Here is a 20,432-nt window from a genome sequence, read left to right on the forward strand (position 1 = left end):
ACTGGCAGGGTGGATCGGTTTGCAAACTGGTCACCATCGACCGTGCCTAGAACCCATTCGTTCCGAAAAATCCGAAGCTCGACTCAACGTAACGCTTCTTTTAATTTTACCTATATAAATCCCAGACAAGCTTATATTAATCAGATCGGAGTGTTCCTTCGCCCCAAAAGGGGGTGTCACAATGAGCGGAAAGGACTGGGGTATAGCGATAGTTCTACTTATTTTAGGCCTACTGATAGGCTATTTCGCAGTTGGACCGGGCAAGACGATCACTACCACCGTCACACAGACATCTGTCAAAACCGTGACGGTCACGCAAACAGCGGGCGCCCCTCCACCCAAGACCACGACAACCCAGACCACGCCACCCAAGAAATACGCTGACACCATAGTGATAGGAGTGACCGATAAGGTTTCCGACCTAGATCCGGCCAATGCATACGACTTCTATACTTGGGAGGTGTTCAACAACATAGGGGAGGGTCCGTTCAAGTACAAGCCAGGAACTACTGAGCTGATTAAGGGAATAATAGAGGACTACGAGGTCCAGGAAGGAGGTAAGGTCTACATACTGAAGCTCAGGAAGAATCTGAAATTCGCAGACGGGACTCCCTGCACCGCCAAGGACCTGAAGTGGTCCATAGATAGGGTGGCTAGGATAGAGGGAGACCCCGCGTGGTTCGTGCTCGACTTCGTCAACAAGACAGAAGTAATCGACGACTACACTCTAAAGATAGTGCTGAACCAGCCCGTGGCCTTCTATCCAGCGGTGCTGGCCGTCCCCACCTACTTCCCCATACCACCGGACAAGTATCCTGCCGATGAGATTTCCTCCGACAACACCGCTGGCAGCGTCGGTCCCTACAAGATAACCAAGTGGGTCAGGGATCAGGTCCTTATACTGGAGGCCAACCCCTATTACTACGGAGAGAAGCCCAAGACTCCCAAGGTTATAGTCAAGTTCTACAAGGACGCCACCACCCTCAGGCTGGCGCTGGAGAGCGGTGAGATAGATATAGCTTGGAGGACCCTGAACCCCACTGATATAAAGGACCTCACGAAGAAGCCCGACATCCAGGTGATAGAGGGTAAGGGCTCCTTCATAAGGTACATCGTGTTCAACACGAAGATAAAGCCCTTCGACAACAAGAAGGTCAGACAGGCCCTCGCCGCCGCCCTCGACAGGAAGGCCATAACCGAGAGGGTCTTCTTGGGCACGGTGGATCCTCTCTACAGCCTCGTTCCCATGGGCATGTGGAGCCACATAGACGCCTTCAAGGAGAAGTACGGGGAGGCCAACATAGAGCTGGCCAAGAAGCTGCTCAAGGAGGCTGGCTACTCCGTGTCCAACAAGCTCAAGGTTGAGCTGTGGTACACGCCTTCCCACTACGGCGATACTGAGGCCGATGTCGCTGCTCTGATAAAGGAGGCTTGGGAGAAGACCGGAATGGTCGAGGTGACCGTGAAGAGCGCCGAGTGGAGCACCTATCTGGAGCTCACTAGGAAGGGCCAGCTACCTGTGACCCTCTACGGCTGGTATCCCGACTACATAGATCCCGACAACTACCTGTTCCCGTTCCTCCACACCGGATCCAACAGGTGGCTCGGTGAGCCGTACAGCAACCCCGATCTTGACAAGATACTGGAGAGGGCCCAAGTATCCCTAGACCAGAAGGAGAGGGAGCGGCTGTACAAGCAGGCCCAGCAGATATTGGCTGATGATGCTCCTATAGTGCCCATATTCCAGGGCAAGCTCTACGTTGCTGCGAAGAAGAACGTGCACGGTATAGTACTCGACCCGATAATGCTGCTCAGGTACTACCTGATATACAAGGAAGCTGGTAGCTGAACCTCCCCTTTCCTTTTTATCTTTCCCGCTAGGGTGGATTCCAGATGTCACTAAGGGCCTACGTGATAACTAGAATTCTTATGACGATCCCCATGATCCTCATTTTGCTGACGTTGGTCTTCCTAGTAATGAGGGTCCTCCCAGGAAATCCTGTGATAGCCATAGTCGGGATGAAGGCCTCTCCAGAGTACATAAAGAAGCTGGAGCATCAGCTGGGTCTCGATAAGCCCCTTTGGCAGCAGTACCTCGACTACTTGGGGAACCTGCTGAGAGGAGACTTGGGAAGGTCGATGATATGGGGGAAGAGGCCCGTCATCCAAGAGATAATGGACCACTTCCCCGCAACTCTTGAGCTGACCATAGGCGGCTTCTTAGTCAGCGTCCTATTGGGCTTAGCCACGGGAATGCTTGCGGGGATAAGATCAGGTGGAAAGGTAGATGCATCCATGAGGATCTACAGCATCGTCGTGTATTCCCTCTTCATACCCCTGCTTGGAATGATGCTACAGCTCGTGTTCGGAGTCTGGCTCCACATGCTACCGGTAGGTGGGAGGATAGATCCGGGTATGGAACCTCCATCGATGACGGGCCTGTATGTCTTGGACTCGATCATAAGCCTGAAGATGGATAGCCTGCTCAACTCGTTGGCTCACTTGGCGCTGCCCTCACTCACCTTAGGGCTGGTCCTCTCCGGCATATACACTAGGTTGGTGAGATCCAGCCTGATGGAGGTGCTGGGTCAGGACTTCATAAGGGCTTGCAAGGCTAGGGGCCTCCCAGGAAGGGCCATCCTGTTCAAGCACGCGCTGAAGAACGCTCTCATCCCAATTCTCACCATGATGGGTCTTCAATTTGCTCTCCTGCTGGCCGGCGCAGTTCTCACCGAGACCACGTTTTCATGGCCGGGAATGGGCACCTTCCTAGTCGAGAGGATAACGTATAGGGACTTCACAACCATACAGGGGGCAATAGTGTTCTACGCCCTCTTCGTGGCCTTGGTCAGCCTGATCGTTGATCTGGTGTACGCGTACGTCGATCCTAGGATAAGGTACTGAGGTGATTTGATGAGGACGTTCAACCTCTCTCGCTTCCTCAGCTCTGTGAGGGATGCCGGGCTGGACGGTTACATGATGGTAGTCGGTCTGATTATGGTGCTGACCGTTTTAGTGATGGCCGTATTCGCCGAGTTCATAGCGCCCTACGATCCTGTCAAGACCGTGGGCATGCCCGTAACCCCTCCGTCCCCCGAATTCCCTTGGGGCACCGATACCATAGGAAGGGACGTATTCAGCCGCGTCGTCTACGGTTCTAGGACCATAATGGTGGTGATACTCATGTCCACCGCCCTGTCCATGGTGGTGGGCATACCTCTGGGCCTCATCTCCGGATACGTCGGAGGCCCACTCGACAGGGTATTCTCCCTAGTGATGGACAGTATATACGCCTTCCCTGGGCTCATACTCGCCATTGCGGTGGCTGCAATGCTCGGGCCCGGTATATACAACACGTCCATATCACTGGCCGTGGTATACATCCCCACTTACTTCAGGATGGTGAGGGGGCAGGTCCTCTCGCTGAGGGAGCAGCTCTTCGTGGAGGCAGCTAGGGCCTTGGGTGCGACTGACTGGAGGATACTCCGCAAATACATATTCCCCAACGTGTTCTTCATCATAGCGGTGGTGTTCTCCCTGAACGTGGCTGATGCCATCCTGACCGAGGCGGGTCTGAGCTTCCTAGGACTTAGCGTCCCGGCCCCAACGCCTGACTGGGGATTCGACCTGAAGAACGGCCAGAGGTACTTCCTATCGGGCAAGTGGTGGCCCGTCGTGTTCCCGGGAACCATGATAATACTGCTGGCCTTGGGCTTCGGTCTCCTCGGTGAGGGACTCAACAGGATGCTTGGGCAGAAGGAGGTGAGATGAGTGCTCTTGGAGATAGAGGACCTCCATGTCTACTACTTCACCAAGAGGGGCGTGGTCCGGGCGGTCGAGGGGGTCTCCTTCGAACTCGACAGGGCCGAGATACTGGGGATAGTGGGTGAGTCGGGAAGCGGGAAGAGCACGCTCGGACTGGCGATAATGAACCTAGTCCCCTCCCCAGGGAAGATAGTTAGAGGGAGCATCAGGCTGGACGGGAAGGATCTGACCAAGATGAGCGAGAAGGAGCTAAGGGATATCAGGGGCAAGGAGATAGCTATGGTCTTTCAGGATCCAATGACCTCCTTGGACCCCCTCATGAGGATAGGCGATCAAATAGTGGAGACTATCTTGGCCCACGAGGATGTGAGCAAGGAGGAAGCTAAGAGGAGAGCCCTTGAACTACTGGAGGAGGTGGGGATCTCCAGGGATAGGTTCAACGACTATCCCCATCAGCTCAGTGGAGGGATGAGGCAGAGGGTGATGATAGCAATGGCCATCTCCCTGAGCCCCAGGCTGATAATAGCTGATGAGCCCACTACGGCCCTCGACGTTATAGTGCAGGATCAGATAATGGAGTTATTCTCTAAGTTGAGGGACGAGTTCGGCGTGGCGATAATCCTAATATCCCACGATCTAGCTCTAGAGTTGGAGGTATCTGACAAGATAGGGGTGATGTACGCCGGGTGGCTCATGGAGCTCTCGAAGTCGGAGGAGCTAGCTAAGAAACCCCTGAACCCATACGCTAGGGAGCTGCTAAAGGCAATACCGAATGTGGAACTTGAGGAGCAGGAGCTCGTGTCCATCCCTGGGTCCCCACCAGATCTCCACGATCCTCCAAAGGGATGTCGGTTCCACCCTAGGTGCCCTGATGCGATGCCTATCTGCTTCAAGGAGGAACCACCCACCAAATCGATTGACGGGAGGCTCGTGAAGTGCTGGCTGTACGGAGGGTGATCGCATGCTGCTAAAGGTGGAGAATCTGAAGAAGTATTTCCCGGTCGCTAAGACCTTCATAGAGCGGCTCCTCACGAGGGAAGAGAGGTACGTCAGGGCGGTGGACGGGATAAGCTTTCACATAGAGGAGGGAGAGGTCTTCTCACTAGTCGGGGAGTCGGGAAGCGGGAAGACCACAACTGGTAAAGTGGTGCTGAGGTTGATAGAGCCCACCTCCGGGAGGGTCATCTTCCAAGGGAGAGACATAACCTCCTTGGGCAAGAAGGAGCTCCGACTGATGAGGAGGCACATGCAGATAATATATCAGGACCCATACGCGTCCCTCAACCCTAGGATGAGGGTCGGAGAGGCCATAATGGATCCCCTGCTCATCCACAAGATAGCTGAGGGGAGAGAGGCCAAGGAAATGGTGCTGGAGATGCTCGAGAAGGTGGGACTCACGCCCCCGGAGACGTTCTTCAACTCCTATCCAGCTTACCTCAGCGGGGGACAGAGGCAGCGTGTCGCCATAGCTAGGGCCATGATCACCAGACCCAAACTGGTGGTTGCTGATGAGCCAGTCAGCATGATCGACGTCTCACTGAGGGCTTCCATCTTGGATCTGATGATGGATCTCAGGAAGGAATTCGGCGTCGCCTACCTCTTCATAACCCACGATTTGGCCGTAGCCAAGTACATCTCTGACAGGATAGCCATAATGTACCTTGGCAAGATAGTCGAGCTAGGAAGGACGAAGGACCTATTCAAGAACCCCCTGCACCCCTACACCAAGGCTCTGCTGAGCGCCATACCCGTCCCTACCCCGGGCAAGAGGAAGGAGAGGCTGAGACTGGAGGGTGAGATCCCTTCAGCTATAGACATCCCTCCTGGATGCAGATTCCACCCGAGATGTCCCATGAGCTTCGAACCGTGCAATAAGGAGGAACCCGAGCTCATGGAGGTGGAGCCGGGTCACTTCGTGGCCTGTCACCTGTACACGTAGAAAAATTTAACACTCCTTTTTTGAAGTAGCTAGCTGAGAGTAAAGCCATTTTGGGATAGTTGAGGCTTCCTAGGATGGCCATCGATCGCCAGAATGAATCTCCCCCCTAGAGTGAAATCCTTGGTGACCTATGCTGTAGCTGCATGTGAACCCTAACTTCTCATCCCTCACTGACCGCTCCGTGTGGTTTCCTTTCATTTGTAAGACCTCAGATATTAAATCCTCAAGATTCACCTTCGCGGCCAACAGGATCCATACCAGACGCTCTCGGCAGCCACTATATATAAACCCCCAGAAAGGTTTAAGAGCCCTAAAATTGATGGAAAAAGAGGAGGTTGAGTGAGAAAAACGGTAAGATCACTCGATGAGATCAGGACCATCCTCAAAAAGCATGAGAGCGAACTGAGGGAGAAGTACGGTGTGAAAAGAATCGGCATCTTTGGATCCATTGTCAGAGGAGAAGCTGGAGAGGAAAGCGATGTCGATATACTCGTCGAGTTCGAGAGGCCTATAGGACTCCTCAAATTTCTCGAGTTAGAGGAGTACATGAGCAACTTGATAGGTATGAAGGTTGATCTCGTATCTAAAAAGGCGCTTAAACCCCACATTGGGAAATACATCTTGGAAGAGGTCGTTATGGTGTGAAGAGGTCTTATAGGGACTACATCCTCGACATTCTCACATCTATTGATGAGATCGAAGAATTTACCGAGGGCATGGATTTCGAAGAGTTTATCGGAGACAGGAAGACTATAAACGCTGTTATCAGAAGCTTAGAAGTCATGGGAGAGGCCGCTAAGAAAATTCCACGCAAGATCAGAGAGAAATATCCAGATATTCCTTGGAAATACCTCGTAGGTATGAGGGATAAACTGATTCACGAGTACCATGGAGTAGACTTGGGGATCGTTTGGGAGGTCGTCAAGACCGAAATCCCCCCTCTGAGGCCGAGGTTTGAGAGGATTTTGAGAGAACTTGAGGAGTAACCTCACTGCTCTCGTGATCTATTTCCTTCTATTCTCTCCCTTGCGCGGGACATCCTCTTGCGGGAATGAGGAGTCAGCTTTCAGGCTGGAGGGAAGTACCGCTGGGAACTCAAAAGATAAGAGGGCTGGGCTCAGTGTTCGCCCTCCCTTCTACCCTCCTTGGAGAGCCAGTCCTTCACGATCTCCATCAGCTCCATGGGTATCAGGAACTTTGTAGCCTCGGAGGAACCTATCACCTTCAGCCCATCCAAGTACTGAAGCTTCATGGTCTTCTCATCCAACGCCTTCGCGACCTCGTCTATGGTCTTGAGGGCCAAGGCGTAGCCCTCAGCCTTGAGTATCTGGGCCTGCCTCTCACCCTCGGCCTTCAGTATGGCCGCCTGCTTTTCGCCCTCAGCTACCCTTATTGCCGCCTCCTTCTTTCCCTCAGCCTCTGTTACCATGGCCCTCCTGTTACGTTCAGCAGCCATCTGCTTTATCATGGCTTCCTGGACCGTTTTAGGAGGTAATATCTCCCTGATCTCTACGTTAGTTATCTTGACGCCCCATCGCTCGGTCACCTCATCGAGCTTAACTCTCAGGATGTTGTTTATCTCATCTCTCTTTGCTAGGACCTCATCAAGCATCATCTCACCTATGACCGCTCTCAGTGTGGTGGTAGCTATTCCTATTGCCGCCCCCTTGAAGTCCGACACGTTGAGGACGCTCGCCATGGGATCCACCACCTTGTAGTAGACGATGAAGTCTATATCGGTGGGGGCGTTGTCCTTCGTTATGCAGGTCTGATGCGGCACATCGAAGTAGCTCTCCCTCAGGTCTATCCATATTATTTGGTCAATTATAGGAACCCTGAATACTATACCGGGCCCTTTCACCCCTAGAAACCTGCCCAGCCTCAGAATTACAAGCCTCTTGAACTCAGGCACTATTTTAATTGCCGAAGCTAGGAACAGGATCAGGATAAAGACGACAACAGCTATAAGGAACTCTGACAGACCCAAAACTACAGCTTGGATCATTCTCTCACCACCTTGACCTTAAAACCTTCAATATCAACTATCCTCACCCTCTCCCCCTCCTCTATGCTCTCATTTGAAACGGCAGTCCAGAGCTCAGAGCCAACGAGTACCACCCCCTCTCTATCCGGCCTTATAGCGACCTTAACTACTCCTGTTTTACCTATTACGTTTTCTGGACTAAGGGGACTTGTTCTTTTAGACAGGATCTCCCTTATCTTGTACAGATAGAACCCGACAAGTCCGGAGAAAACAACTAGAGATACAATCACGGCTTCGACACTTAAGGTGGGTGCTATCAGTGGTCCAGATTCGTACACAAGCAGCAGGCCAATAGCGGAGATCACAGCACCCGTCAGGGCTAGGAAACCGTGACCGGTCTTCAACTCGAGGAATATGGTCGTCGCTCCCATCACCATGAGTATTATAGCCGCTAGACTCGCCCCGATAAGGCCGAACGCGTAGAGGCCCAGCACTATCATTATGGTTCCACCGGCCTCCATCACGAAGGTCGGGTGCGTCAGTCCAAGCAGCACGAGTATTATGCCCAGAATGAATATGACCCAAGCGTTCAGCGGATCCGTTATGACGAGGAGGAGGGATACCCTTACATCCGGGTAATATTCCTCTGTATCTCTGGGCCAGCCCATCCTCTCCAGCGCTTCTAGAGAATTCTTCGCCGTGCAGTCCGCTATTCCGTACTTCGAGGCCTCCTCAGCGGTCAGAGCCAAATTCTCCCTAACGAACAGTTCCGCAGCCGTTGAGTTCTTACCTGAAACCTCAGCTAAGCTCTTCATCCAGCTGGAGAGGGCGTTCACCACCTTCTCATCTCTCGGTCTAGGTTCAGCCGCCCCTATGGAAGATCCAGGTCCCATACATATCTTATCCGCGGACAGTGCTATGAAGGCGCCAGCCGAGAATGCCCTCCCACCGGATGGGATGTAGACGGCCACCCTCACCGGTGAAGAGCTGATTGTCCCGACTATCCGCTCAGTCGGCTGGAGGAACCCTCCATCGGTGTTGAGGACTATGAGCACATCCATGTCCCTGCTCTCAGCAAGCTTCACTCCGGACGCGATGTACTCCGCCACGCCCTCTGTGATGGTACCTTCTATCCTCAGTAAGAGGGCTCTACCACCACTGGAGGCCTGCAGGAGAGGGGGAAGCATGAGTGAGAGCATCAGTAATACGGTAAGCTTTGACCTTCTCATGGCTCTACTCATGAACAGTAAGTATGGAAATTTAACCGTTGTTTTTTGGAGAGCTCCTGATACCACGAGTTCTCCTTAAAGGGACGGGAAGCGTGGATGACACTTAGACACCTAGCTGCGCTAATTCTATGTTACTATGTCGAAAACCTGTCCTATTGATAGAGGATCGTCGATAGATGTATGGAAAGATGGATCTCTCTGAGGCGTACGACCCCTCCCTCGAACCGGAAAAACTTTTTGTTGAAAAAGGGAAAAATACATGATCTATCCAAGCCTGTGCTCCCCTATCTGAGGTCAAGATTTATATTTGTCAGATTTTAGGGCTTATCTAACCACACTGGGTGTTCTAGATGAGTGGGAAAGATTGGATAATCGTTATAGTCCTCCTGATCGTGGGGCTCCTCATAGGGTATTTTGCCGCGGGCCCCGGTAAGACAACCACTGTCACCGTGACACAGACCTCTGTCAAGACCGTGACCGTGACCCGGACTGCTGGCGCCCCTCCAGCTCCCACCACGACTAAGACGACCACCACCCAGCCCAAGGCCCGGATGAAGACCCCCGCTGATACCCTGATAATAGCTATGGATACCAGCGATGCGGTCTCTATGGATCCGGCTAGGGCTTATGAGTTCACCTCATGCTTCGTTGTCAACCAGCTTTATGATAAGCTTGTGGATTTCGAGCTTCCTGATCTGGTCAATGTTAAGCCCGAGGTCGCTGAGAAGTGGGAAGTCAGCGAAGATGGCAAGGTTTGGACCTTCCATATAAGGAAGGGTATTAAGTTCGCTAGCGGTAATCCCCTCACCGCCGATGATGTCGTTTACTCCCTCCAGAGGGTAATCAAGCTTAAGCAGACCGCTTCTTGGGTTCTTACCCAGTTCGTCTCCACTCCCGAGCAGATAGAGAAGATCGATGACTACACCGTCAAGATAACCTTAGATAAGCCAGTAGCTCCGAGCTTCTTCCTCGCTACCCTGACGTTCACGACTTCCGCAGTCGTAGATAAGCAGGTGGTCGAGGCCCATGCGAAGAACGGGGACATGGGAAGCGATTGGATGACCGATCACAGCGCCGGTAGCGGTCCGTTCGTCCTAGAGAAGTGGGATAGGGAGGCCGAAATAGTCCTTAAGGCCAACCCATACTACTGGAAGCCAGGTCAGCCAGCTGTGAAGAGGGTGATCATAAAGCATGTTCCCGAGCCCACGGATCAGCTCCTCCTGATAAAGAAGGGGGATGTTGACATAGCAACTGACTTGACCGCAGAGCAGGTCAAACAGGTTGAGGGTACGCCCGGAATAAACGTGATAAAGGTGGAGAGGACTCACATAGTCTACTTGGGAATGAACGTTGCCGTGAAACCGTTGGACAAGGAAGAGGTTAGGGATGCGATCAGGTACTGTATAGACTATGACAGCATAATAAACGACATCCTGCTTGGAGCAGCGATAAAGTGGCAGACTGTCATTCCAAAGGGTCTGCTCGGAGCGAACCCGAAGACCCCCTACAAGAAGGATGTGGCCAAGGCCAAGGAACTCTTAGCTAAGGCCGGTGTGGCCAATGGATTCACCATAGAGCTGACCACGCCGCCGACCTATCCTCAGATAGACATAGCAACCAAGATACAGGCAGACCTGGCCGAGTGCGGCATCAAGGTGAAGATCGTGCAGATGACCCAGTCCGAGATGTACGAGAAGTATAGAAAGCAAGGTCTTCAGCTTGTGCTCGCAGGTTGGGGATCTGACTATCCGGATCCGGACAACAACGCTAAGGCCTTCGGTGACTACAGGGTGAAACAGCTCGCTTGGAGGAACTCTTGGTACGATGACCACGCCGCCGACCTCGCTGAGAAGGCGGCCGTGGAGTTCGACAACAGTAAGAGGAAGCAGATGTACCTCGAGCTCACTGACTACATACTCGACCACGGACCCTACGCGATCCTCTACCAGACCCTCGCCCAGCACGTAGCGAGGGACTACGTGAAGAACTATCTGCCCGATCCGACGTTCTTCCTCGAGGACCTCTCTAAGGTGTCAAAGGCTGGAGGGAGCTGAGACTCCCCTTCCCTTTTTCTCTTCCGGGGGGTAGCTGTTGGACCTTAAGACGTACATATTGAGGCGTCTGGCCCTAATGTTGTTCGTCCTATTCGGAATAATTGTGATTACGTTTATCGTGTCTCATGTGATTCCTGCTGATCCGATAGGGGCCATTCTGGGACCTCAAGCTCCTCCCGAGCTTATAGAGAAGGTTAGAAGGGAGTGGGGATTCGATAAGCCCCTTCCCGAGCAGTTCGTTGACTACATGGTGAACTTACTCCACGGTAACTTAGGCAAGTCCATAAGAACGAATAAGCCGGTGGCAGAGGACCTCATGAAGTTCTTTCCCGCGACGATCGAACTGGCGACGGCGGCGATGATAGTTGCCATAGTGATAGGGATACCCCTCGGTATAATCTCGGCCGTGAAGAAGGACAAGTGGCCCGACCACATCTCCAGAATATTCGCCCTTATGGGAGTGAGCATGCCCGTCTTCTGGCTGGGTCTCATCCTGCTCTTCGTCCTCTACTACCAGCTGGGGATATTCCCAGGGCCTGGTAGGCTGGATCCAGGGATAGAGACCCCACCCAGAATAACTGGTATCTTAACACTCGATAGCCTGATTACCGGGAACTTCGAGGCGTTCACGAATGCCGTATGGCATCTCATACTCCCCTCATTCGTCTTGGGCTACTACGCATCTGCATCAATCACTAGGATCACTAGGACATCCTTACTCGAGGTCATGACCCAAGACTTCATAAGGACGGCCAGAGCTAAGGGCCTGTCCGAGAGGGTCGTGCTGTTCAGGCACGCCCTGAGGAACGCGCTCATACCCACTACGACCGTCATAGGGATGGCTTACGGAAGCCTGCTAGAGGGTGCGATACTCACGGAGACCATATTCGCTTGGCCCGGATTGGGGAGGTACTCAACAGGTGCGTTCCTGTCCGTGGATTTCTTGGCGGTTATGGGGTCCACCTTGCTGATAGCGGTGATCTACTCAGTGGCCAACTTGGTCGTGGACATACTCTACGCGTTCCTCGATCCGAGGATAAGGTACGCCTGAGGAGGTGCTCTCATGAACGTAGGGGAGAAGATCAGAGGTCTGATGGAGTACTTCAGATCCGAGGACTTCAAGATAACCCTTATACTGGTGAAGAAGAGCCCTCTCACGGTCTTGGGACTCGCTCTGACCATATTTCTAGTGTTGGTGGCGATTTTCGCACCCTTCATAGCACCCTACGATCCCATAAAGCAGGACCTCAAGAACAGGCTCCAGCCCCCCAGCTGGGAGCACCCCTTCGGCACCGATCAGCTCGGAAGGGATATATTCAGCAGGGTGGTCTGGGGATCTAGGATCTCACTGTTTATAGCCCTTATAGTTGTCGCTATCTCATTCACCGTCGGAACTACCATAGGCATAATCTCCGGCTACTTCGGGGGTAAGGTCGACGAGGTTCTTATGAGGATCACGGACATGTTCATGGCATTCCCCAGACTGGTACTCGCCTTGGCCGTGGCTGCCGCTCTAGGACCCGGGCTCTTCAACACCATGCTCGCCATAGCCTTCGTCTCTTGGGTCTACTACGCCAGGCTGGCTAGGGCCAGCACCCTCCAGATAAGGGAGGAGGTGTATATAGAGGCAGCTAGGGCGATAGGGGCCAGCGACAAGAGGATACTATTTCTCCATGTCCTCCCGATGGTCATCGCGCCGGTAGTAGTTCAAGCCACCCTTGACATGGGCGGGACCATCCTCACCGCAGCCGGCCTCGGTTTCCTCGGACTGGGTGTCCAGCCCCCCACCCCGGAGTGGGGAGTCATGGTCAGCGAGGGGAGGAGGTTCATAACTGAGCAGTGGTGGGTTTCCACATTCCCCGGTTTCGCGATACTCTTGGCAACGCTGGGCTTCAACCTGCTGGGCGACGGGATAAACGACATACTGAATGTCAGGGCGAGGAGGTGATTGAGTGAGCGGCAACGGGAAAGGAGAGAATCTCTTGGAGATCAGGGATCTGTACGTTCAATTCCACACCCTGAGAGGCATAGTCAAGGCCATAGATGGCGTCAACTTGGAGGTGGGACATGGCGAGGTCTTGGGTCTCGTGGGGGAGACTGGCAGCGGCAAGACGGTGACGGGCCTCAGTATACTCAGGTTACTGGAGCAAAACGCCGAGATCACCGGAGGGGAGATAATATTTCAGGGGAGAGACCTGCTCAAGCTGCCCCTCAAGGAGATCCTGAAGATAAGGGGGAGAGATATCTCAATGATTTTCCAAGAGCCGAAGGCCGCCCTGAACCCGGTCATGCAGGTGGGTGATCAGGTGGCCGAGTCCTTCCTAGTGCACGAGGAGATCTCCAAGAAGGAGGCGAGGGAGAGAGTCCTAGAGATATTCAGGAGGGTGGGCCTCCCCGACCCCGGAAGGGTGTACAAGAGCTATCCCCACGAGCTCAGCGGGGGAATGGCTCAGAGGGTCGTGATATCGATGGCGCTCGCCCTGAAGCCGAAGCTGCTCATAGCCGACGAACCTACCTCCGCTCTGGATGTGACCATACAGGCCCAGATAATGGATCTCTTTCGCGAGCTGATAGATGAGATGGGAACCAGCGTCATCTACATAACCCACGACATGGCCCTAGCTGCGGAGATAAGCGACAGGATCGCGGTGATGTACGCCGGTAGAATAGTGGAGGTGGCCGACACTGAAACGATATTCGAGAATCCCCTACATCCCTATACCCAGGGGCTGCTGAAATCCATACCCAAGCCTAGATACAGGGGGAAGCTCTTCTCGATGGAAGGGGAGATACCCCCCCTGATAAATCCGCCCTCGGGCTGCAGGTTCCATCCTCGCTGCCCGAAGAGATTCGAACCGTGCGACAAGGAGGTGCCCAAGCTGATAGAGGTAGAACCGGGGCATAAGGTGGCCTGCTTCCTGTTCGGGGGTGCGTCCAAATGATGCTGGAGGTTCAGGATCTCAGGAAGTACTTCCCCGTCCGCGGTGGCGTGATGATGAGGGTGATCGGTCACGTGAAGGCGGTAGACGGGGTCTCCATATCCATAGAGAAGGGAGAGATCTTCGGCCTGGTGGGCGAGTCGGGAAGCGGTAAGACGACCTTGGGCAGGACGGTCCTCAAGCTGACCGAGCCCACTGGTGGTAGGATAATCTTCGATGGGAGGGACATAACCGATCTCTCGGGCAAGGAACTCATTCCCCTGAGGAGGGAGATGCAGATAGTCTTCCAGGACCCGTATAAGGCCCTTCATCCGAGGAAGAGGGTGAAGGACATAGTTGGTGAACCCCTGATCATACACGAGGGGGCCAGCGATACGGAGGTGAGGAAAAGGGTAGCGGAGATACTCAAGCTGGTGGGACTGAATGTAGAGCACATGGACAGGTACCCGCACGAGTTCTCGGGAGGGCAAAGGCAGAGAATAGTCATAGCTAGGGCCCTGATCCTGAGGCCCAAGTTCATGGTGCTCGATGAACCTACCTCTGCCTTGGATGTGAGCGTTCAGGCTAAGATACTCAACCTGCTGAGCGATCTCAAGGAACAGTTCGACCTCACCTTCCTGCTGATAAGCCACAACTTGGCAGTAGTACAGCACATGAGCAACAGGATCGGCGTGATGTACCTCGGGAAGCTCATGGAGGTAGCTTCCTCGCAGGAACTCTTCGAGAAACCGCTTCATCCCTACACGAAGGCCCTGATATCGGCCATCCCAATACCCGACCCTAAGCTGGCCAAGAAGAAGAGGAAGATGACCCTCAGGGGAGAGATACCAAGTCCCCTGCACCCGCCCTCAGGCTGCAGGTTCCACACTAGGTGCCCGTTCGCCGAGGAGATCTGCGAGAGGGAGGAACCACCTCTGAGGGAGGTGGAGCCAGGCCATTGGGTGGCGTGTCACTTCTGGGATGAGTTGAGGGAGGTGGAAGTGTTAAATGCCTGAGGATGGGGATGAGGAGGTTGAGCTCGAGTGGAAGGATTACTTAGCCTTCGTGATCGCCCTCTTAACCACAAACCTCCTCCCCCTCATTCTGATAGGGATCCTAATGGTGATCCTCTCGTACTTCATCGTTCAGCTCTTCGGCTGACCTCCTCCAACGACTTTTCGATTATGGAGAGGGCCTCCTCCACCTGTTCAGCCGTTATCGTTATCGGTGGCGTCAGCTTGATCACATTGTGATGCCTGCCCACGGTTATGGCCAGCAAGCCGTTTCTGAAGAGGGCGTCCTTCAGCTCAGACGCTAATCTCTTCGAGGGCCTCCCACCCTCCAGTATCTCAATTCCCTGCACGCATCCGATCCCCCGGGCATCGGCTACATGATCGTATCTGCTGACGAACTCCCTCAACCCTCTCATCATCTCTTCTCCTCTTCTCAGGGCATTTTCCAAGAGATTTTCCTCTCTGATCGCCTCTATAGTCGCTAAGGCGGCCAAAACTCCCAAGTAGTGGCCAGCGTATGTGCCGAGGCTGCCGCCGCTACACAGATACCACTCCTCCACGAGATCGCCCCTGAAGGCAATAGCCGCTAGGGGAAGACCACCTGCTATTCCCTTGCCCATGACCACGATGTCGGGCTCCACTCCGTGATGCTCTATCCCGAACCACCTACCCGTCCTTCCGAAACCCGTGTAGACCTCGTCGACTATGAGTAGAGCGCCTGTCCTCTCCGCAATCCCCCTGAGACCCCTGAAGAAGCTGGAGGGTGGGAATAGTATACCCCCATGAGACTGGAGCGGTTCCACTATGATCCCAGCCAAGTCCTCGGGTTCCACGGCCCTACCGAGGACCTCCTCCTCTATGAAGTTCAGTACGGCATGAGAGCACTCCTCGCAGTTATCAGCCTTTAGAGGACATCTGAAACAGTTAGGGTAGGGCGCATACACAGCTTCAGAGGTCCGAGGTGCGACCCGCCTCATCCCCTCCGTGGGAGAGGATTGCAGAGCATATCCAGTGAGCCCGTGATAGGCACCGTAAAAGGAGAGGATGACCTGCCTTCCGGTGACGAACTTGGCCAGCTGAATAGCGAAATCACTCGCCTCGCTTCCAGTGGTGGCATACGCTATGGAAGCATTCTCGACGGGAACGAGAGACCTGAGTTCCTCCCCGAGCTCCAAGAAAGGCTCGTTCGGGGCCAGTAAACCTGAGAAACCCGTTATCTTCCCCACCCCCTCCTTCACTTTCGACACTACTTTGGGGTGGGCTTGACCGAGGGAGGTAGCTGCCCCGCTGAAATCCAAGAACCTCCTCCCTTCTCTCGTCCATATTTCCGCCTTAAACCCTCTTTCGACGACGATTGGAAAGGAGGGAGGGCACTTGAATACCCTCGGGTAGAAATCTTCCAGCATAAGGATACGCGATCCTCATTCCTAAATACCTTGAAGGGATTCAGCCTCCGGCCATGTAGATGGCCTCCTCAGCTATCTGGACCGCGTGGTCCGCCATCCTCTCGAGGTATCTGAGGATGAGTGTCATGGCCACAGCGCAAGCTGGGACCTTCTCAACACCAGTCAGGACTCTTTCTCTCAGGTAAGACTCGTAGGCCCCATCCACCTTGTCATCCATCTCCATAACCTTCTTGGCCAACTCTATATCCCTAGTCTCCACCGCCTTCAGGGCCTCCTTCACCATGGTCTCAGTTATCTCAGCTGGCTCAACCACGAGTTGGATGTCGCATTGGCTCATGTCCCTGAACAGGACTAGGGTCTGGGCTATGTTCCTAGCGTACCTGCCAAGCCTGACCAGCCCGTAACTTATCTCCATGAGGGATATGAGGGTTCTCAGGTCCGACGCCATAGGCTGGAACCTGGCTAGGATCTCACTTATCTTGATTCTTAACTGTCCGTGGGTGAAGGACAGGATCTGGGCTCCCCTATCAACCTCCTCCAAGACGGTAGTAGGATCTGCTCTGCCTAGGAAGGCCTCGACGCACTTCTTGGTTAGTGAGAGGGATAACTCGCTCGACTTGACGACCTCGGAGAAGGCGGATTTTATCTCGGCATCCAGTAACGCCATTTTCACATATCCCTTGGACGAACTTACCCGCCCGATTTTATTATGTTTCCGCATGCTCAGGTAGGGGATCGATATGAGCGAGGAGGGATCTTCTGGCTTAGTATTTGTGGCCTTCATGTTCATAGGAATGGGCGTAGGTTATCTGCTCGGGAACATAGCTGCCGGGCTCTTCGTGGGGATGGGGGTGGGGTTCTTGGCCATGGCCTACCTCAAACCTAGGGAGAAGGGGATGGACCTGAGGAAGGAGCCTTGGGGCTCGGTGGCACTTACTTTGGTGGGCTTGGGCTTCATCTTGGGTGGGGCATCGCTGCTTCTGGGCTTCGAGATACCTTGGGATAAGTTGGGAGGGATGTTCCTCATACTGATGGGGTTGGCCTTCCTGGCCATGGCTCTGGGAAGGAGGGGTTAGAGCTAGCCGAATATGGCCCTACCGAAGCTTTCCCTCTCCCTCAGTAGCCTGTATCTGCCGCCCTCAAGGGCGACGACCGCTGGTAACGGTCTGAGGTTGTATCTGCTGGCCATGGAGAACCCGTAGGCCCCGACATCGGCAATTACCACGAGGTCCCCCTCCCTGACTCTCGGCAGGTCGTACTCGCCGAAGAAGTCCGCTGACTCGCAGACAGGACCGGCGATCAGCACTTTCTCCTCAGGACCCTCGGACTCCACCAGAATCCTATGTTTGGCTCCATAGAGCGCGGGCCTGAGGAGGTCGTTCATTCCAGCATCCAGCAAAACCCACTTTCTCCCACCTATCTCCTTTACGTAGTTCACCCTAGCAACGAGATAACCCGCGTCTCCAACTATGTACCTGCCGGATTCCACGAATATGTGAACCCCTAACTCCCTAGACGCCTCACACACGATTTCAGCGTACTCTCCTAGGGGGAACTCTCCCGACCCTTCATAGGATATGCCCAAACCGCCTCCCAGATCAAGCACCTCCACCCCACCGAACTGCTCAACTAGGGATCGGAGCACATCCAACGCGTTGATAAAGGGTTCAACGCTCATTATCTGACTCCCCACGTGTGTGTGAAACCCCCTCGTATTCATATCACCTCTCAAGGACCTGAGGAGTGAGAGGGCCCTTTCAGGGGGGAGACCGAACTTCGTTCCTGGCCCCGCCGTCACGAGGCTCGGATGAGCCCCAGCTCCCAGTCCGGGGTTCACCCTCACCATGACATCCACTCCTCCCACATCTCTAAGGGTTCTAGCCTCGGATTCGCTCTCGAGTGAGACGGTGGCTCCATAGCTAGCCGCTTCCGCGAGGTCCTGCCTTGAGGGGCTCGGACCCACGAGTACCACCTTCTCAGGGGGGACACCAGCCCATCTGGCGAGCATCACGCCGTAACCGGAGGGAACGGTGGCTCCAGAACCTAAGGAGGAGAGCATCCTCACGAGCTCCGGCTCGTGATTGGCCTTGTATGCGTATGCAATCGTATGGGGGCATTTCAGAGCGTCATTCAACCTCAGGAAATTCTCTCTAATCCTGTCCATGTCTAGCAGGTAAATGGGGGTCCCGAACTCCTCCACCACATCTCTAACATCGATCCCGGATACTCTCAAGGGCTCACCCTACGGCACAGAAACGTACCTGTACCCGTTAATTATCCTGATCCGTCGACACGCCTCGTCCACACCGACACTTCACCCTTTATATGTTGGTGGGGAACCCCTCCCCCGGTGGTCCATTGAGACTCAACGTCAAGGTCATAGCACCAGTGATCATGGCCGCCATCATGCTTATCGGAGTGATCAGCATGAGCTCCCCACCCTCCCCCTTGGGGGGTGAGGAGTGGCCCCTCCCCCCAGCAGACACGCCTCTCGAGAACATAACCTCCAACATGAACATCTCCAATTTCGTCTTCTTCGGGGGTCAGCCCGTAGCGAGCTTGGGAACTGGGTTGGACTTCCCGCTGGGGAGCACGGCCTTCTACTACGTTGGAGCTTACAAGAACAATACCTTCGTGGCATTCGTTGTGGCCAAACTTCCAGATCCGCAGTACTCGGTTCAGTTTGGCGGAAGGGCCCTGAACTCCCTGAAGGAGAACCTCCCTGAGGAGAATGTGAGGTACTTGGTTACCAACGAGGGAGGCTTCTTGCAGTACCAAGGCACCAATCAGACCCTAGTGCTGTGGTACGGTCACTCTTGGTACTTCGAGATCATGGCGGGAAAGGGAGGGGACTTGGGGAGGGAAGCAGTTCAGGCGATTAAGAGGGCCATCTACGAGGCTATACAGAAGGTTCAGAGGGCCTGAACCTTACCTCCCTCCTCGAAAACTGCCTTCAGCTTGAGCTTCTCCTCCTTCACCTTGAGATTACCCAACCCGGGCCCATCCGGCACTGTCCTGTACCCGTCCTCGTAACCGGCTCCACCCTCGACGAAGTCCTCCTTGAGCGATATGTCGGAGTCCAGATCCGTCGTTACCAAGTTCCTCGTGGCCGCAGCGAAGTGGACTCCAGCGGTTATACTGACCCCTCCCTCCATCATGCACCCTATCATGTTGGGTATACCTGCCGCCTCGCTTATCGCAGCTATCCTCCTAGCCTTGAGGAGGCCTCCCGCCTTCGTCAGCTTTATGTTGATGTAGTCGGCGGCTCCCATCTCCACAACTTCGAGCGCGTCCTCAGGGGTGTGCACGGACTCGTCAGCCATTATCGGGATTGGGCTCATACTTGTGAGAACGGCCATGCCCTCGAGGTCATCCCACCTAACGGGCTGCTCCGCCAGCTCCAAGTCGTACCTGTCCATCTCGGTGAGGGCCCTCATGGCCTCTTTGACGGTCCATCCCTGATTAGCGTCTATCCTCAGCCTTATGTCCTTCCCCACAGCGTCCCTCACCGCCCTGACCCTGGCCACATCCTCCTCCACTCCGGTTCCCACCTTGAGCTTGATGACCCTGAACCCCCTCTCAACTATCCTCAGAGCCTCCTCGGCCATCTCCTCCGGGCTCTTTATCCCTATGGTGAAGTCCGTCTCGACCCTGTCCCTGTACCCGCCCAGCAGGTCCCTCACCGTGACTCCGAGGATCTTCCCCTTGAGATCGAAGACAGCCGTTTCTAGGGCGAATTTCGCTGAATTGTTACCCAAGATTGCCTTGTCCATCTTCTCCTCTATTCTCTCGACATCCATTGGGTCCTCCCCTATCACCGCCGGGGCTAGGGTGTGCATGGCAGCTACTATGGTGTGCTCGCTCTCACCGATTATCCTCCTCGCTGGTGAGGCCTCGCCCCACCCAACTCTGCCCTCATCATCGAGTACCTTTACAACTACATCCGTGCTGCTCGTGGAAGTGCCCAGCGAGATGGTAAACGGCTGTAAGTAGGGAAGATCGACGGTATAGACCTCTATCCTCTTGATGGACATGAGACCCCCTGAGGAATCACGCTCGTTAGGGATAAAGTTACCCGCTCCGTCAACTTTCCCGTAGGAGAACCTTTAATCCCGCGAACTTCC

The 20,432-nt window shown here is 54.3% G+C and carries 21 protein-coding genes; 15 read left to right on the forward strand and 6 right to left on the reverse strand.

Annotation, left to right across the window (positions count from 1 at the left end; translation table 11 throughout):
• Positions 1-181: 181 nt before the first annotated feature.
• From QI197_00240 to QI197_00270, 7 genes are all read left to right on the forward strand, one after another.
• Positions 182-1,849: an ABC transporter substrate-binding protein gene (locus QI197_00240; protein MDK2371807.1), complete on the forward strand. Its 1,668-nt coding sequence runs from the start codon at positions 182-184 to the stop codon at positions 1,847-1,849.
• A 44-nt stretch (positions 1,850-1,893) separates the two neighbouring features.
• On the forward strand, positions 1,894-2,904 hold the full coding sequence (locus tag QI197_00245; GenBank protein MDK2371808.1) for an ABC transporter permease: 1,011 nt from the start codon (positions 1,894-1,896) through the stop codon (positions 2,902-2,904).
• Positions 2,905-2,913: 9 nt separating this feature from the next.
• Positions 2,914-3,771, forward strand: coding sequence for an ABC transporter permease (locus tag QI197_00250; GenBank protein MDK2371809.1), 858 nt, complete (start codon positions 2,914-2,916; stop codon positions 3,769-3,771).
• Positions 3,772-4,722, forward strand: coding sequence for an ABC transporter ATP-binding protein (locus QI197_00255; protein ID MDK2371810.1), 951 nt, complete (start codon positions 3,772-3,774; stop codon positions 4,720-4,722).
• 4 nt (positions 4,723-4,726) lie between these two features.
• A complete protein-coding gene (locus QI197_00260) occupies positions 4,727-5,704 on the forward strand; it encodes an ABC transporter ATP-binding protein (protein ID MDK2371811.1) in 978 nt (325 codons plus the stop codon).
• Positions 5,705-6,043: 339 nt separating this feature from the next.
• On the forward strand, positions 6,044-6,349 hold the full coding sequence (locus QI197_00265) for a nucleotidyltransferase family protein (protein MDK2371812.1): 306 nt from the start codon (positions 6,044-6,046) through the stop codon (positions 6,347-6,349).
• Positions 6,346-6,690, forward strand: coding sequence for a DUF86 domain-containing protein (locus QI197_00270; GenBank protein MDK2371813.1), 345 nt, complete (start codon positions 6,346-6,348; stop codon positions 6,688-6,690). The genes QI197_00265 and QI197_00270 overlap by 4 nt, the downstream gene beginning before the upstream one ends.
• Positions 6,691-6,821: 131 nt before the next feature.
• Here QI197_00270 and QI197_00275 read toward each other — a convergent pair whose 3' ends face one another.
• On the reverse strand, positions 6,822-7,709 hold the full coding sequence (locus QI197_00275) for an SPFH domain-containing protein (GenBank protein MDK2371814.1): 888 nt from the start codon (positions 7,707-7,709) through the stop codon (positions 6,822-6,824).
• Positions 7,706-8,917, reverse strand: a complete 1,212-nt coding sequence (locus QI197_00280; GenBank protein ID MDK2371815.1) for an NfeD family protein — start codon at positions 8,915-8,917, stop codon at positions 7,706-7,708. Before QI197_00280 ends, QI197_00275 begins: the two co-directional genes overlap by 4 nt.
• A 350-nt stretch (positions 8,918-9,267) precedes the next feature.
• On the opposite strand from QI197_00280, the gene QI197_00285 reads away from it, so the two are divergent.
• The 6 genes from QI197_00285 to QI197_00310 are packed head-to-tail and all read left to right on the forward strand — an operon-like array spanning position 9,268 to position 15,050.
• A complete protein-coding gene (locus QI197_00285; protein MDK2371816.1) occupies positions 9,268-10,971 on the forward strand; it encodes an ABC transporter substrate-binding protein in 1,704 nt (567 codons plus the stop codon).
• 37 nt (positions 10,972-11,008) lie between these two features.
• Positions 11,009-12,022, forward strand: coding sequence for an ABC transporter permease (locus QI197_00290; GenBank protein MDK2371817.1), 1,014 nt, complete (start codon positions 11,009-11,011; stop codon positions 12,020-12,022).
• 12 nt (positions 12,023-12,034) lie between these two features.
• On the forward strand, positions 12,035-12,919 hold the full coding sequence (locus tag QI197_00295) for an ABC transporter permease (GenBank protein ID MDK2371818.1): 885 nt from the start codon (positions 12,035-12,037) through the stop codon (positions 12,917-12,919).
• A gap of 4 nt (positions 12,920-12,923) precedes the next feature.
• Positions 12,924-13,913, forward strand: coding sequence for an ABC transporter ATP-binding protein (locus QI197_00300; GenBank protein MDK2371819.1), 990 nt, complete (start codon positions 12,924-12,926; stop codon positions 13,911-13,913).
• Positions 13,913-14,905, forward strand: a complete 993-nt coding sequence (locus QI197_00305; GenBank protein ID MDK2371820.1) for an ABC transporter ATP-binding protein — start codon at positions 13,913-13,915, stop codon at positions 14,903-14,905. The genes QI197_00300 and QI197_00305 overlap by 1 nt, the downstream gene beginning before the upstream one ends.
• Entirely contained in the window at positions 14,898-15,050 is a 153-nt protein-coding gene (locus QI197_00310; GenBank protein MDK2371821.1) for a hypothetical protein, read from the forward strand. The genes QI197_00305 and QI197_00310 overlap by 8 nt, the downstream gene beginning before the upstream one ends.
• Here QI197_00310 and QI197_00315 read toward each other — a convergent pair.
• On the reverse strand, positions 15,028-16,308 hold the full coding sequence (locus QI197_00315) for an aspartate aminotransferase family protein (protein MDK2371822.1): 1,281 nt from the start codon (positions 16,306-16,308) through the stop codon (positions 15,028-15,030). The two genes, QI197_00310 and QI197_00315, sit on opposite strands and share 23 nt — an antisense overlap.
• Before the next feature lie 40 nt (positions 16,309-16,348).
• The gene (locus QI197_00320; protein MDK2371823.1) at positions 16,349-16,975 is read right to left on the reverse strand and encodes a PhoU domain-containing protein; all 627 of its coding nucleotides are present in this window, start codon (positions 16,973-16,975) and stop codon (positions 16,349-16,351) included.
• A 73-nt stretch (positions 16,976-17,048) separates the two neighbouring features.
• Between QI197_00320 and QI197_00325 the strand changes: the two genes are divergently transcribed.
• Positions 17,049-17,384 (forward strand): hypothetical protein, encoded by a 336-nt coding sequence (locus QI197_00325; protein MDK2371824.1) that lies wholly within the window; start codon positions 17,049-17,051, stop codon positions 17,382-17,384.
• A gap of 2 nt (positions 17,385-17,386) precedes the next feature.
• Here the strand turns inward: QI197_00325 and lysA are convergent, their stop codons facing one another.
• Positions 17,387-18,541, reverse strand: a complete 1,155-nt coding sequence (lysA, locus tag QI197_00330) for a diaminopimelate decarboxylase (GenBank protein MDK2371825.1) — start codon at positions 18,539-18,541, stop codon at positions 17,387-17,389.
• 125 nt (positions 18,542-18,666) lie between these two features.
• Between lysA and QI197_00335 the strand changes: the two genes are divergently transcribed.
• Positions 18,667-19,233, forward strand: a complete 567-nt coding sequence (locus QI197_00335) for a hypothetical protein (protein ID MDK2371826.1) — start codon at positions 18,667-18,669, stop codon at positions 19,231-19,233.
• Here the strand turns inward: QI197_00335 and QI197_00340 are convergent.
• On the reverse strand, positions 19,221-20,342 hold the full coding sequence (locus tag QI197_00340; protein ID MDK2371827.1) for a dipeptide epimerase: 1,122 nt from the start codon (positions 20,340-20,342) through the stop codon (positions 19,221-19,223). The genes QI197_00335 and QI197_00340 overlap by 13 nt on opposite strands.
• Between the last annotated feature and the right edge of the window lie 90 nt (positions 20,343-20,432).

The sequence above is a fragment of the Thermoproteota archaeon genome (genome assembly GCA_030130125.1).
Classification (GTDB): domain Archaea; phylum Korarchaeota; class Korarchaeia; order Korarchaeales; family Korarchaeaceae; genus Korarchaeum.